The 13,112-nt window shown below is 68.7% G+C and carries 11 protein-coding genes; 5 read left to right on the forward strand and 6 right to left on the reverse strand.

Translation table 11 applies throughout. The annotated features are described in order from the left end of the window. Positions 1-18: 18 nt before the first annotated feature. Positions 19-1,578 (reverse strand): ShlB/FhaC/HecB family hemolysin secretion/activation protein, encoded by a 1,560-nt coding sequence (locus tag RDV84_RS20635; RefSeq protein ID WP_309151443.1) that lies wholly within the window; start codon positions 1,576-1,578, stop codon positions 19-21. 370 nt (positions 1,579-1,948) lie between these two features. Here RDV84_RS20635 and RDV84_RS20640 point away from each other — a divergent pair, with 370 nt between their 5' ends. Further along, positions 1,949-2,305, forward strand: a complete 357-nt coding sequence (locus tag RDV84_RS20640; RefSeq protein WP_138884945.1) for a hypothetical protein — start codon at positions 1,949-1,951, stop codon at positions 2,303-2,305. Positions 2,306-2,508: 203 nt separating this feature from the next. Here RDV84_RS20640 and RDV84_RS20645 read toward each other — a convergent pair whose 3' ends face one another. After that, positions 2,509-3,267: a SapC family protein gene (locus RDV84_RS20645; RefSeq protein WP_057947453.1), complete on the reverse strand. Its 759-nt coding sequence runs from the start codon at positions 3,265-3,267 to the stop codon at positions 2,509-2,511. Between the two features lie 272 nt (positions 3,268-3,539). On the opposite strand from RDV84_RS20645, the gene RDV84_RS20650 reads away from it, so the two are divergent. Then, positions 3,540-3,821 (forward strand): hypothetical protein, encoded by a 282-nt coding sequence (locus RDV84_RS20650; protein WP_139381752.1) that lies wholly within the window; start codon positions 3,540-3,542, stop codon positions 3,819-3,821. A gap of 141 nt (positions 3,822-3,962) precedes the next feature. Here the strand turns inward: RDV84_RS20650 and RDV84_RS20655 are convergent, their stop codons facing one another. Then, positions 3,963-5,246, reverse strand: a complete 1,284-nt coding sequence (locus RDV84_RS20655; RefSeq protein WP_309153762.1) for a replication-associated recombination protein A — start codon at positions 5,244-5,246, stop codon at positions 3,963-3,965. A gap of 355 nt (positions 5,247-5,601) precedes the next feature. Between RDV84_RS20655 and RDV84_RS20660 the strand changes: the two genes are divergently transcribed. Together RDV84_RS20660 and RDV84_RS20665 are read left to right on the forward strand one after the other, a co-directional pair. Next, positions 5,602-6,312: a hypothetical protein gene (locus RDV84_RS20660; RefSeq protein ID WP_309151444.1), complete on the forward strand. Its 711-nt coding sequence runs from the start codon at positions 5,602-5,604 to the stop codon at positions 6,310-6,312. A gap of 155 nt (positions 6,313-6,467) precedes the next feature. After that, positions 6,468-6,944, forward strand: a complete 477-nt coding sequence (locus RDV84_RS20665; RefSeq protein ID WP_309151445.1) for a GNAT family N-acetyltransferase — start codon at positions 6,468-6,470, stop codon at positions 6,942-6,944. 105 nt (positions 6,945-7,049) lie between these two features. Here the strand turns inward: RDV84_RS20665 and lolA are convergent, their stop codons facing one another. The 3 genes from lolA to RDV84_RS20680 form a co-directional block, all read right to left on the reverse strand. Continuing rightward, positions 7,050-7,688, reverse strand: a complete 639-nt coding sequence (lolA, locus tag RDV84_RS20670; RefSeq protein ID WP_057947448.1) for an outer membrane lipoprotein periplasmic chaperone LolA — start codon at positions 7,686-7,688, stop codon at positions 7,050-7,052. Positions 7,689-7,954: 266 nt separating this feature from the next. Further along, on the reverse strand, positions 7,955-10,336 hold the full coding sequence (locus RDV84_RS20675; protein WP_057947447.1) for a DNA translocase FtsK: 2,382 nt from the start codon (positions 10,334-10,336) through the stop codon (positions 7,955-7,957). A 246-nt stretch (positions 10,337-10,582) separates the two neighbouring features. After that, the gene (locus tag RDV84_RS20680; RefSeq protein ID WP_057947445.1) at positions 10,583-11,653 is read right to left on the reverse strand and encodes an alanine dehydrogenase; all 1,071 of its coding nucleotides are present in this window, start codon (positions 11,651-11,653) and stop codon (positions 10,583-10,585) included. A 454-nt stretch (positions 11,654-12,107) separates the two neighbouring features. On the opposite strand from RDV84_RS20680, the gene trxB reads away from it, so the two are divergent. Then, complete coding sequence (trxB, locus tag RDV84_RS20685) at positions 12,108-13,061, forward strand: thioredoxin-disulfide reductase (protein ID WP_057947444.1); 954 nt, start codon at positions 12,108-12,110, stop codon at positions 13,059-13,061. The last annotated feature ends 51 nt before the right edge of the window (positions 13,062-13,112 follow it).

The raw sequence follows: 13,112 nt of genomic DNA on the forward strand, positions 1-13,112 counted from the left end.
TTCAGATTTCGGACTTCGTCAGAACTCGCCCCACAGCCGCACGCCCACCTCGACCGAGTCGGGTTTGCGTTCGCGTCCGTTCGGGTTGGACAACGGATGGGCCACGTCGATGGAACCGTTGAGATGGCCGAAGGCCTTGATCGTCGCGCCGAGCCCGGCGCTGACCAGGGTTTCGCTGCGCGACTGCTCGGGCAGCGGATCGTTGATGCGGGCATAGCCGGCATCGACGAACGCGCGCAGGCGCAGTTCCTGGAACGCCTCGCCGAGCTTGTCGGCGAACGACGGCGTGCGCGCTTCCAGCGTCGCCGCGCCGCCGAGATCGCCGAGCGCTTCGGATTCGTAATAGCCGCGCACGCTGTCGAGGCCGCCGATGCTGAACTGCTCGTTGCTGATCAGCGGCTCGCCGGCGAACTGGGTCTGCAGGCGCAGCATCAGCTGCGCGTCGCCGGCCGACTTCCAGGTGTAGGAACCGCTGGCGCGCAGATAGAAGAAGTTGGGCTGGGCCTGGTAGCGCTTGGCGTCGAACGCCGCGCGCCCGTCGCCGACGCCGCGCAGGTTGAACACCGCCGACAGCGCCAGGTCGGCGACCGAACGTTCCTTCACCCAATCGGCGTTGTAGTTGACGCTGAGCGGGAAGTACTCGATCGGCACCGCGCCGCGGTCGGCGCCCTGGATCAGCGATTCGGTGAAGTCCTTGTAGTCCGCGCCGACGCTGAGCGAATGATAGAAGCCCTCGCCGGCGGCGAACGAGCGCATCAGGCGCAGCCCGGCCAGGGTGCCGTTGCCGATCACGTTGAGATCGCCGACCACGGCGATGTCGCTCTTGCTGCGCACCGCATAGCCCAGCAGCGACCACGGCGAAGCGCCGAAACGCGCCAGGTACGAAGCCGAGTACACCTGCGCGTCGGAACTGCGCTGCGGCGCGACCTGCGCCGACAGGCTGACGCTGTGGCCGAGCTGCCACAGATTGTCGTAGCGCACGCTCGCGGCCAGGCGCTGATCGCTGGTGTTGGCGCTGTTGCGGTTGTTGAGTTCCAGCGAGCCGTGCAGCGGCAGCTTGTCCTCGACGTTGAGATCCACGTCGACGGTGTTGGGCGTGGTTCCGGCCTTGATTTCCGGAGTGACGCGGCGGTCCGGCAACTGGTTCAAGGCGACGATGTCGCGCTGCACGTCCTTGAAGTTGGGCACGGCCCCCTCAGCCAGCGACGGCGCGGCGCGCTCGATGTCGTCGGGCGAGAAATAATCGGCGCCGTTGACCCGCAACCGGCCGATCTTCTGTTCGTTGACCTGCAAGGTCACCAGGCCGGTAGCCACGTCCTGTTCGGGAATCGCGACGCTGACGGTGGGATAGCCGCGGCTGTCGTACAGCGACTGCAGCGCCGCGCGCGCGTTCTCCACGTCCTCTTCGCTGCGCTTGGGGCCCAGGTGCGGATAGACCACTTTCTCGATGTCCAGATTGCTCAGCTTGCTGTTGCCGAGCACCTGGTAGGCGAGGATGTCGAAGCGCGCCGCCGCGGCCGGCACGGCGCCGGCCTGGGGAGCGGTTTCCTGCGCATGGAGAACCGTCGGTCCGAACATGGTCAGACCGACGGCTGCGATGAGGCGTAGATGCATCGACCCGAAACCATCCCTGTTGCGCCGGCCCCGCGATCGGGGGACGGCAGACCGCGCCAAGGTAGGTTCGCTATATGACGATGTTTGAACTGCTACATGACAAGGCACACGAAAGGCGTCACAGATGTATCGCGTTTGCAACGCGTCGCTCACAAGTCCGGCGCATGACATGAGAACTACGCGTTCGGTCACGCGACATCTCATGCGTAGCTGAGCGATATCACACAGGTGAGAAATGCGCCGATTTGTAGTTGCTTCGTGGGCGGATCGATCTCAGCGACGAACGATTCTTTAGTCGCAGCGACAAGTGCGAAGCCGTCGCGATTCTGTCGGCGTGCACAAGGGCAAGCGTGCGTGCGTCGCGAAGCGCGGCGCGAACGGCGCGTTTTCGTCGCGGGCGGTCGAGCGGTTTTCGTCTTCGTCTCGTTGTCGATCCAGCAAGTCGAATGCGCGCATGCGATATGAGCGCGACATGGCGGCGCTGTCGCACGCGGCGGCGCTCTCGCGCCTGCCGATGAGAAGCGATGCGATAGCGATCGCGGCCGCGCCGATGCCGCGATATTTCGTCTTGGCAACATCGACGATGGCGGCCGACTCGCGTGAGAGGGCCTTTAGCTGTTGTGGGAGGGCCTTCAGGCCCGATGCTTTCCTTTCAGATCGCATCAACCTGAGAGAAGAGCATCGGGCCTGAAGGCCCTCCCACAACAGCAATGCCCTCCGACATCAGTAAAGCCCTCGCACAAACTCAGGACCCTGCTACTGAGGCCGGGTGGCTTCGAGTCGCGGGCAACGACCGTCGCTGGCCAGCGCCGCGCGAATCGCCGGCCGGGCGCCAGGCAAAAAGAAAGGGCGGCCGAAGCCGCCCTTGCGGGAACCGCGCCGACGTCGGCCGGCTCAGTTCGCCGCGTCGCCCTGCGGCGCGTTCGCCGCGGCGGTGGCCGGCGCCTGCTGCGCCAGTTCCGACAGCCGCTCCAGGTTGCGCATCGACAGCAGGTGGGTGTAGATCAGGCCGAGCACGCCGGTGCGGAACAGCTCCGGCAGCTGCGCGTCGGTGAGCTTCATCAGCTTCTCTTCCGACACCGCGTAGACGCCGTTCAACTCGGCCTGCGGCTGGTCGGGATTGCCGAACCGGATCACCTTCTCTTCCAGCAGGTCCAGTTCCTTGATCTTGGCCGCGAACGCCGCGGTGCGCTTGAACTCGCCGTGCAGCTCCTGCAGGAAGTTCACCGCCCGGGTCAGGCTCTCGGTGTCGCCGCCGTCCTCGCCGAACAGCGGCTCGCCCTCGTCCTCCGACAGGCCGTCGTAGGCCAGGTCCACGCACACCGTGACCGTGCCGGTGTCGGCGTCCTCGGCCAGCACGAACGGGTACTGGCGCAGGAACGCCGGCACGTAGCCGCGGCGCCAGCGCGCGTTCTCGTCCACGTACAGGTTCTGCTGGCTGCGCAGGCCGACCAGCACCGCCGGCAGGAAGTCGCCGTTGGCGAGCTTGGCGAACACGATCGCGTACTCGTTGGCCGCGGCCGGGAACTCGATGGTGGCCACCGGCACCGAGTTGAGCGAGGCGGCGAACCGCGCGTTGTGCTGCGCGGTGCGGATGCGCAGGCGGCGGTGGGTTTCGCGGTTGAGCGGGACGACGCGGTCGTAGATCAGCATGGAATTCCGATTCCTGGTGGCGACCGCCGGCAGGAGCACCGGCGGGAGCGGCGAAGATGCGCCATCGGCGTGACAGTTACAACGCGTCCGGCCGCCGGCGACCCGGCGCGCGCCGGCTACCGTACCCTGGCGACGGCGTGAACGCCACTTTCACCTGCACGGATGCGAGTCAAAAATGTCATCACATGCGATCCCATATCGTGATTACAGGCACATATAAAGCACTACGTGCCGGGTGCGCCCAGGGGACTATCGCTTTGTTCAAGGTGTCGTTGCGGGAACATGCTCTGCTGAGCGTGCTGGTCGGGCTGCAGCGCGGCGTGCAGCCGGAGACCAGCCATATGAAGCACGCCCTGATCGAGGACGGACTGGCGCTGAGCGCGGACGGCCGGCTGAGCCTGTCGGACGCCGGCAACACCCTGCTGCAGGCCTTGCAACACATGGTCTGGGCCGAGGTCGAGTCGCTCCAGCAGGTGCTGGTCAACAAGTCCAGCGCGCCCAGCGACGAAGTGCTGCGGATGACCCGGCTGCCGGCGTCGAACCAGCCCGAGTAAGCCGCGCCGCTCTTTGTAGGAGCGGCGCGAGCCGCGACCGCGACATCGCAGCTGCGCCGCAAGCCTCGTCGTCGGCGGATTGTCGCGGTCGCGGCTCGCGCCGCTCCTACGGGGAGCCGCCGCGGCGACGTCCGAACCTACTTACTCCCCGTCCACGCCCTCGCCGCGCGCCTGCTCGCGCAAGACCCGCAGCCGCTGCAACTTCTCGCCGAGCTTGATCTCCAGCCCGCGCGCCACCGGCTGGTAGTACACCCGCTCGCCCATCGCGTCGGGGAAACCGGTCTGGTCCAGCGCCACCCCGCCGTCGGCGTCGTGGTCGTACTGGTAACCCTGGGCGTAGCCGAGTTGCTTCATCAGCTTGGTCGGCGCGTTGCGCAGGTGCAGCGGCACCTCCTGGGTGCCGTATTCGGCCACGTCGGCCTTGGCCTGGTTGAACGCGGCATAGGCGGCGTTGGACTTGGCGGTGCTGGCCAGGTAGATCACCACCTGGGCCAGGGCCAGGTCGCCCTCGGGGCTGCCGAGGCGGTCGTAGGTGTCCCACGCGTCGACCGCCATCTGCAGCGCGCGCGGGTCGGCCAGGCCGATGTCCTCCACCGCCATGCGGGTCAGCCGCCGCGCCAGGTAATGCGGGTCGCAGCCGCCGTCGAGCATGCGCGCGAACCAGTACAGCGCCGAATCGGGATTGGAGCTGCGCACGGATTTGTGCAGCGCCGAGATCTGGTCGTAGAACTGCTCGCCGCCCTTGTCGAAGCGGCGGGTGCGGTCGGCCAGGACCTGGGCCAGGGTCGCCGGAGTGACCTCGCCGCCCTCGTCCTGGGCCAGTTCGGCGGCGATCTCCAGCAGGGTCAGCGCGCGGCGCACGTCGCCGTCGGCGGCGGTGGCGATCTGCAGCAGCAGGTCGTCGCCGGCGCTGACCTGCTGCGCGCCGAGGCCGCGGTCGGCGTCCTCCAGCGCGCGCCGCAGGGTCACCCGCACGTCTTCGGGCGAGACCGCCTCCATCACGTGCACGCGGCAGCGCGACAGCAGCGCCGAGTTGAGTTCGAACGAGGGATTCTCGGTGGTCGCGCCGACGAAGATGATGGTGCCGCGCTCGATGTGCGGCAGGAACGCGTCCTGCTGGGTCTTGTTGAAGCGGTGCACCTCGTCGACGAACAGCACCGTGCGCCGGCCTTCGGCGAAGCGGTGGGCGGCCTCGGCCAGCACCTGGCGCACCTCCGGCAGGCCGGACAGCACCGCGGAGATGGCGCGGAAATCGGCGTCGGCGTAGCGCGCCAGCAGCAGCGCCAGGGTGGTCTTGCCGCAGCCCGGCGGGCCCCACAGGATCATCGAATGCACGCGCCCGGATTCGACCGCGCGGCGCAGCGCCGAACCCGGCGCGAGCAACCGGCGCTGGCCGACCATCTCGTCGAGCGCGCGCGGGCGCATGCGTTCGGCCAGCGGGCGCAGGCCTTCGCGGTCGACGCTGAGCAGGTCGGGCGTGTCTCCGGCGTTGCCGGAACGTGAGGCGGTTTTGCGGGCCACTGCGGCGAATCGGGCTAGCACGGGGGGACCGCCACGATAACAAGATCGCGCCGCGGCGGCTGTCGGCGGACCCGCGGCGAACCGGCGCGCGCGCATACGGCGGGACACGGCAAAACCGGCGCGGGCACGGCGCGCCCGTCGGGACGGCGCCCGCGGCGGCCCGGTCCGCGCCGCCGCTCACAACGCCGCGCCGCCGGCGTTCGCACAGGTACCGGCGCCGCGCGCGCCCTGGCCCACCGCCTCACGTCCGGAGTCGCCCATGTCCCTTCGTCCGTTCCCGCCCCGTTCCTTCCGCCGCGCCCTGGCCGCGCTGACGCTGCTGCTCGCCGCCGGCGGCGCCCAGGCCGCCTGCCCCGACGGCTCGCCGTGCGAGACCATCGCGGTCTACCGCGTGCAGACCTGGCCGGCCCTGCTGACCGACGCCGCCGGCCGCGATTCCTTGTCGCTGCAGGAAGCCAACGGCACCAGCCAGGCCTCGTTCGAACCGGTCATCAAGGGCTATGCCGGCGGCCCCAAGACCCTGGCCATCCGCTTCAGCGTGATCCGCATCGCCAGCGCGCCCAACGCCTACTGCAACTGCAATTTCGAGCTCGGCGACAAGGCCTGCAAGACCAGCGACCTCGACCTGCTCAAGCAGTGCAAGCGCGTCTGCCTCAACAGCGGCAAGACCTGCACCGCCACCGGCAAGGACGACAAGAGCGACGGCGGCGCGTGGTACGCCTTCCCGGCCTCGACCCGCTGCGTGACCCGCGACGCCGCGCCGACCCAGCAGTGGAAGAAGAACGCGTTCGAGGTCAACCCGAAGAACTGCGACTGGTACCAGGCGTCGAGTTCGATCAAGCGCGCCGCCTGCGTGGCCGACGCGCTCAAGCTCGACCCGAGCCTGGACCTGGACCGCCTGTTCGCCAACGAAGCGCCCTGCGCCACGGTCGACGCCGCCACCCTGCAGCGAGAGGCGATTCCGCGCTGAGCCGCCGGCGACCGCGCCGTCGGTTACGACGGCGCGGTCCGCGAAGTACCGCGTCGCGCCTGCGCCCGCGCCCGCACCCGCACCCGCACCCGCACGAGGCTATGCCCGATCTCCCGCGACGGCGACAATGGCGCCCCGCCCCCGTCGTCGCCGCCATGTCCGCCGCCGCTCCGCTGATCCGCCCCGCCCACGCCGACGACCGCGCCGCCGTACTCGCCCTGCTCGAGGAAACCTTCCTCGACACCTGGCGCCCGCAGCTGACCGAACAGGCCATCGCCGACTACCGCGACAACCGCGTCGCCGAACGCTACATCGACGCGCAACTGCCGCAGTTGCTGGTCGCCGAGATCGACGGCGCCGTGCTCGGCTTCGCCGGCCGCGACGCCGGCTTCGTCGACTCCCTGCACGTCAGCGCGCGCGGCCGCCGCCGCGGCATCGCCCGGGCGCTGATGCAGGCGTTGGAAACCGCGATGCGCGCGGACGGCCTGGCGCTGGCGAGCCTGGAAACCGACACCTTCAACACCGCCAGCCAGGCGCTGTACCTGGCCCTGGGCTACCGCGAGACCGCGCGCTATCCCGACGAAGAATGGAACAGCGGGTTGACCACGATCCGCTACGAGAAGGCGTTGTAGCCGCGGTTCGGATGCGCGTGGGCGCCTGCAAAAGAAAAACGCGAGCCCGAAGGCTCGCGTTCCCGATTTCCGAACGGCTCCGCGCAGATCCAACCGCGCCGGAACTCAACCCTCGCCGATCACATCCACGCCCTTGCCCGGCGCGTACTTGAAGGTGCTGGCCGGGAAGCTCGGGTTGCGCTTCCAGCCGGAGAAGCTGATCTCGGTCTTCTGCCCCAGCGCGTCGACGATCTCCATCTTGCTCAAGGTGCCGCCGCTGAAGCCCAGGCGCGCGCTGCGGAAGCTGGCCTCGCCCTGGCTCTTGGGCGTCAGCAGCAACCAGCTCAGGCCGCCGTCGCCGCCACCGAGTTCCTTGACCGCGAACATCGCATCGAGCTTGCTCGGATCGATCAGCGCCGCCAGCGGGCTGTTCTGCTCCTCGGCGCCCTGCGGACGCACGCTGACCTGCTGCAGGTCCGGCTCGTACACCCAGACCTTCTTGCCGTCGGCGACGATCAGCTGCGGATACGGCTTAGCGTATTCCCAGCGGAACAGCCGCGGCGCCGACAGCGCGACCTGCCCGGTCGAGGATTCCTTGAGCTTGCCGTTGGGGTCGTAGACCTGCTGGGCGAACTGGCCGTCCAGGCCCTTGAGGCCGCGGGTGAAGGCGTTGAGGTCGTCGCGCGCGCCGGCAACGGCGGCGCCGGCGAACAGCGTCGCCGACAGCGACAACGCGAGGGCGGCTTGGCGGACGAAACGGGTCACGGGCGACTCCTGGATGAGATGGCGGCAGTGTGCTGGGACGAAACTGAACGGGCTCGCGACGGCCGCATCCGGGTTCACCGCGCATTTTGCCACGTAGCGCGCGTCGGCCCATGCGCGCGGCGATGTCGATCTTCCGCCTCGCCCGATCCGCCGGAAACACGGCGCTTGCGCAACCTCGCTCTAAGGCCGCTGCCTGGACACGCGGATCGGGAAAAGGCACCGGCGGACACTCGCGGACGCCCGCGCGCTGCGGCGATGCCGCGGGCTTACTTCGGCGGCGGCGGCGCCAGCACGCTGCGGTCGCCGTTGTGTTCCGGCGGCGTCACCACGCCCGCGGCTTCCATCGCCTCGATCAGGCGCGCGGCGCGGTTGTAGCCGATCTTGAGCCGGCGCTGCACCCCGGAAATCGAGGCGCGGCGGGTCTCGGTGACGATGCGCACGGCTTCGTCGTAGAGCGGGTCGGATTCGTCGCCGCCGGAGCTGGGCGCTTCCGGCAGGCCGGTCGCGCCGACCACGGTGCCGTCGCCCATGGTCTGGGTCTCGTCGAGCACGCCCTCGATGTAATCCGGGCCGCCGCCGATCTGCTTGAGGTGCTCGACCACGCGATGCACTTCCTCGTCGGACACGAACGCGCCGTGCACGCGTTCGGGCATCGCGGTGCCCGGCGGCAGGTACAGCATGTCGCCGTGACCGAGCAGCGTCTCGGCGCCGGACTGGTCGAGGATGGTGCGCGAGTCGATCTTGCTCGACACCTGGAACGCGATGCGGGTCGGGATGTTGGCCTTGATCAGGCCGGTGATCACGTCCACCGACGGACGCTGGGTCGCCAGGATCAGATGGATGCCGGCCGCGCGCGCCTTCTGCGCCAGGCGCGCGATCAGCTCTTCGACCTTCTTGCCGACGATCATCATCATGTCGGCGAATTCGTCGATGAAGATGACGATGAACGGCAGGGTCTCCAGCGCGATCGGCACTTCGCCGAGTTCGGCGTTGGGCTTGAACAGCGGGTCCATCATCGGCTGCCCGGCGTCCTGCGCGTCCTTGACCTTCTTGTTGAAGCCGGCCAGGTTGCGCACGCCGACCGCCGACATCAGCTTGTAGCGCCGCTCCATCTCGGCCACGCACCAGCGCAGGCCGTTGGCGGCCTCCTTCATGTCGGTGACCACCGGCGCCAGCAGGTGCGGGATGCCCTCGTAGACCGACAGCTCGAGCATCTTCGGGTCGATCATCAGCATCCGCAGGTCCTTCGCGGAGGCCTTGTACAGCAGGCTCAGCACCATCGCGTTGACCGCGACCGACTTGCCCGAACCGGTGGTGCCGGCGACCAGCAGATGCGGCATGCGCGCCAGGTCGGCCACGGTCGGCCGGCCGGCGATGTCCTTGCCCAGCGCCAGGGTCAGCGGGCTGCCGGACTTGTCGTATTCCTTCGAGCGCAGCAGCTCGGACAGGAAGATCATCTCGCGCGAGGTGTTCGGCGTTTCCAGGCCGATCACCGACTTGCCCGGGATCACGTCGACCACGCGCACCGACTTGACCGACAGGCCGCGGGCGATGTCCTTGTCCAGCGAGGAGATCTGGCTGACCTTGACGCCCGGCGCGGGCTCGATTTCGAAGCGGGTGATGACCGGGCCCGGATAGGCGCCGACCACTTGCGCGTCGATGCGGAAGTCCTTGAGCTTGAATTCGATCTGCCGCGACAGGGTTTCCAGGGTCTCTTCGCTGTAGCCCTTGGGCTGCGGCTTGGGATCGTCGAGCAGCGCCAGCGGCGGCACGCCGCTGCCGTCGGCGGTGTGGAACAGCGGGATCTGGGTCTCGCGCTTGGCGCGCTCGCTCTTCTCCACCACCGGCGCCGGCGGCGGCTCGATCTTGACCTTCTCGCGCTTGGCGCGCAGCTCGGTGTCGGCCTTGCGCGCTTCCTCGCGCTCCTCGCGCATGACCTGGGTCTGGCGCCACTCGGTCGCCTGCTGGCTGCCGCGGCGGAACAGCTTGCTCGCGACCGGGCCGAGGGTCAGCACGCGCTGGCCGATCCAGTCCATCACCGCGAACCACGACACCCCGGTTGCGAGGGTGAAGGAAATCAGCAGCAGCGCCGCCAGGAACAGGTTGCCGCCGACCGGCCCGAAGCCGGAATACAGCGAGCGCCCGACCAACTGGCCGAGAATGCCGCCGGCGCCGGCGGAGAAATTGTCGACCGCGCCGATGCGCAGCTGCAGCAGGCCGGCCGAGGAGACCAGGAAACCGACGATGCCGACCAGGCGCAGCGCCGGGCCGAGATCGGCCTCGCCGTCGCCGTCGGTGTCCATGCCGAACAGCGCGATCCAGGCGATCGCGCCGAGCATGAAGGGCAGCAGGAAGGCGACGTAGCCGCACAGGTACAGCAGCACGTCGGCGATCCAGGCGCCTACCCGGCCGCCGAGATTGTGCAGCGGCGCGGTGATCGAACCCGAATGCGACCAGCCCGGATCGGTCGGCGAGAAGGTGAAGAGGCTGGCCAGCAGATACAGCAGCAACGGCGCGATCACGATCAGCGAGATATCGCGCATCAACCGCTGCCGCTTCGGCGACGGCGGCGACGACGCGGCCGCGCGCGGTGCGGCCTCGGCGGAAGCCTTGGCCTTCTTGCGACTGGCTGTGGGAGCGGACGCCACCGTGATGTGCTGCCTTAGCTAGATTCCGTTAGTCGTTGAATATACAGGAAGAGCTTGGGAGTGAGTAACGAGGAGCGAGAAACGAGCGGGGGAACGCCGGGCGGCCCCTGTTCAGCCGGTACGGCGGGCCTGCGGCCGCACCGGCACCATAAAAGCACAAAGGGTCGGACGGAATACTCCGCCCGACCCTTTGTTGTGCGGCTCAGCCGGCCCAAGCCCGGACATCCGGGACCCGGGCCTGCGTCCTCAGAGCTTCATGTCCTGCAGCGCCGGATGGACGATCTTGCCGCCCTCGACGTTGATGCCGCGCACCAGCGCCGGGTTGTTGCGCCAGTCGTTGCCGGCGGCGAGCTTGTTGACCCACGGCAGGATCGCCGCGCAGATCGCCTGCGAGGAGGTCTGCGGCACCGCACCGGGCATGTTGGTCACGCAGAAGTGGGTCACGCCCTCTTCCACGTAGGTCGGCTCCTTCCAGGTGGTCGGACGCGAGGTCTCGAAGCAGCCGCCCTGGTCGATGGCGATGTCGACCACGACGCTGCCGTCTTCCATGTCGCGCAGCATCTCGCGGGTCATCACGTGCGGCGCCTTGGCGCCGGTGATCAGCACCGCGCCGATGACCAGGTCGGCCGAGGCGACTTCGCGCGCGACCACGTCGTGGTACGGGTACAGCGCGGTGACGTTGTTGCCCAGGCGCATCATCTCGTCCATGCGGTCCTGGCGCATTTCGAACACGGTGACGTTGGCGCCGGCCGCGGCGGCCAGCGCGGCGGACGCGCCGCCGGCCTTGCCCGCGCCGAACACCACGACCTTGCCGCGCTCGGTCGACGGCAGGCCGCCGAGCAGCTTGCCCTTGCCCGACATCGGCTGGTGCAGCAGGTGGGTGCCGACCTGGACGCCGATCTTGCCGGCGATGACCGACATCGGCGCCAGCAGCGGCAGGTCGCCGTTGGGCAGCTCGACGGTCTCGAAGGCGACGCCGGTCAAGCCGATGTCGAGCAGGTGCTTGGTCAGCGCCGGTTCGGCGGCCAGGTGCAGGTAGCAGAACAGCAGGTGATCCTTGCGCAGGTGCTGCAGGTCGCCGGCGATCGGCTCCTTGACCTTGACGATCAGCTCGCCCTTCTCGTACAGCCCCGCCGCGTCCGGCGCGATCTTCACGCCCAGACGGGTGTAGTCGGCATCCTTGAAGCCGCTCTTGACGCCCGCGTCCTGCTCCAGCCAGACCTCGTGGCCGCGCTTGACCAGGTCGCCCGCGGCGGCGGGGACGAGCGCGACGCGCCCTTCGAGAGTCTTGGTTTCCTTCGGTACGCCGATACGCATTGCAGTCTCCAGTGCGGCCCAGAAAAAACGCCGCATCCGCGGCGCGCCGAGCCAGGTTGTGTTTTCTGTGAGCGGTGAGGGATGGAACGTTTGGAATGGGCGGGGTGGCGAACGTGGCGAGGTGCGGCGCCGCACCATCCGCGGCCGTCCGGAACGCACCGTGACGCGGTTCCGTCGGGCGGGGATGGCCCGCACACGCGGCTTTTTACTCTCACCCCGGCCGCAATGCCAGCTGCGGTTTGGCGGTTCGCGCCGCGCGTCGCGTCGCGCAACGTTGCGTCCGCGCGCCACGCCTTGTTTTGCAGGGGCGGCGCCTCCAAGCTATGCCCTGCTCCGGAATCTTCTACACGCCGGCGTATGGGCCGATGAATCGTTTACAGGCCCCGGCGCTGCGCGAACTTGCGTCGATTCCTTTCTGCGCGCAGCGCATTCCTTACAGCCCGCGATCATATACATGAGCCCAACCAAGCACTCCCGCGTCGTCATCCTCGGTTCCGGCCCCGCTGGCTGGACCGCCGCCGTCTACGCCGCGCGCGCCAACCTCAAGCCGCTGGTGATCACGGGCCTGCAGCAGGGCGGCCAGCTGATGACCACCACCGAGGTCGACAACTGGCCCGGCGACGCGCACGGCCTGATGGGCCCGGACCTGATGGCGCGCATGCAGGCGCACGCCGAACGCTTCGACACCGAAGTGCAGTTCGACCACATCCACACCGCCGACCTGTCCAAGCGCCCGTTCCGCTTGATCGGCGACAGCGGCGAGTACACCGCCGACGCGCTGATCATCGCCACCGGCGCCACCGCCAAGTACCTGGGCCTGCCCTCGGAAGACGAGTACAAGGGCCGCGGCGTGTCCGCGTGCGCGACCTGCGACGGTTTCTTCTACAAGGACCAGGACGTGGCCGTGGTCGGCGGCGGCAACACCGCGGTCGAGGAAGCGCTGTACCTGTCCAACATCGCGCGCAAGGTCTATCTGGTGCATCGCCGCGACACGCTGCGCGCCGAGAAGATCATGCAGGACAAGCTGCAGGCCAAGATCCAGGCCGGCAAGATCGAGCCGGTGTGGCACCACACCGTCGACGAAGTGACCGGCAACGACGCCGGCGTGACCGGGCTCAAGCTCAAGTCGGTGCTCGACGGCTCCAGCCGCGAACTGGCGATCCACGGCCTGTTCGTCGCCATCGGCCACACCCCGAACACCAGCCTGTTCGACGGCCAGCTGGAGATGAAGAACGGCTACCTGACCATCCGCACCGGCCTGGACGGCAACGCCACCCAGACCTCGGTGGATGGCGTGTTCGCCGCCGGCGACGTCGCCGACCAGGTCTATCGCCAGGCGATCACCTCGGCCGGTTTCGGCTGCATGGCCGCGCTGGACGCCGAGAAGTTCCTCGACAAGGACGCCTGAGCGCGAAGTTCTCGCGCGCAAGCCGGACGGGCGCCACGCGCCCGCCGGCCC

This window comes from Lysobacter yananisis (genome assembly GCF_031199375.1).
Classification (GTDB): Bacteria; Pseudomonadota; Gammaproteobacteria; order Xanthomonadales; family Xanthomonadaceae; genus Lysobacter; species Lysobacter yananisis.

What these genes read in the sequence shown, in the direction of transcription:
- RDV84_RS20635 (WP_309151443.1), bottom strand. Translation starts at nt 1,578, where the DNA reads ATGTTCGGACCGACGGTTCTCCATGCGCAGGAAACCGCTCCCCAGGCC.
- RDV84_RS20645 (WP_057947453.1), bottom strand. Translation starts at nt 3,267, where the DNA reads ATGCTGATCTACGACCGCGTCGTCCCGCTCAACCGCGAAACCCACCGC.
- RDV84_RS20655 (WP_309153762.1), bottom strand. Translation starts at nt 5,246, where the DNA reads ATGCGCCCGCGCGCGCTCGACGAGATGGTCGGCCAGCGCCGGTTGCTC.
- RDV84_RS20660 (WP_309151444.1), top strand. Translation starts at nt 5,602, where the DNA reads ATGTCCCTTCGTCCGTTCCCGCCCCGTTCCTTCCGCCGCGCCCTGGCC.
- RDV84_RS20665 (WP_309151445.1), top strand. Translation starts at nt 6,468, where the DNA reads ATGTCCGCCGCCGCTCCGCTGATCCGCCCCGCCCACGCCGACGACCGC.
- RDV84_RS20680 (WP_057947445.1), bottom strand. Translation starts at nt 11,653, where the DNA reads ATGCGTATCGGCGTACCGAAGGAAACCAAGACTCTCGAAGGGCGCGTC.
- trxB (WP_057947444.1), top strand. Translation starts at nt 12,108, where the DNA reads ATGAGCCCAACCAAGCACTCCCGCGTCGTCATCCTCGGTTCCGGCCCC.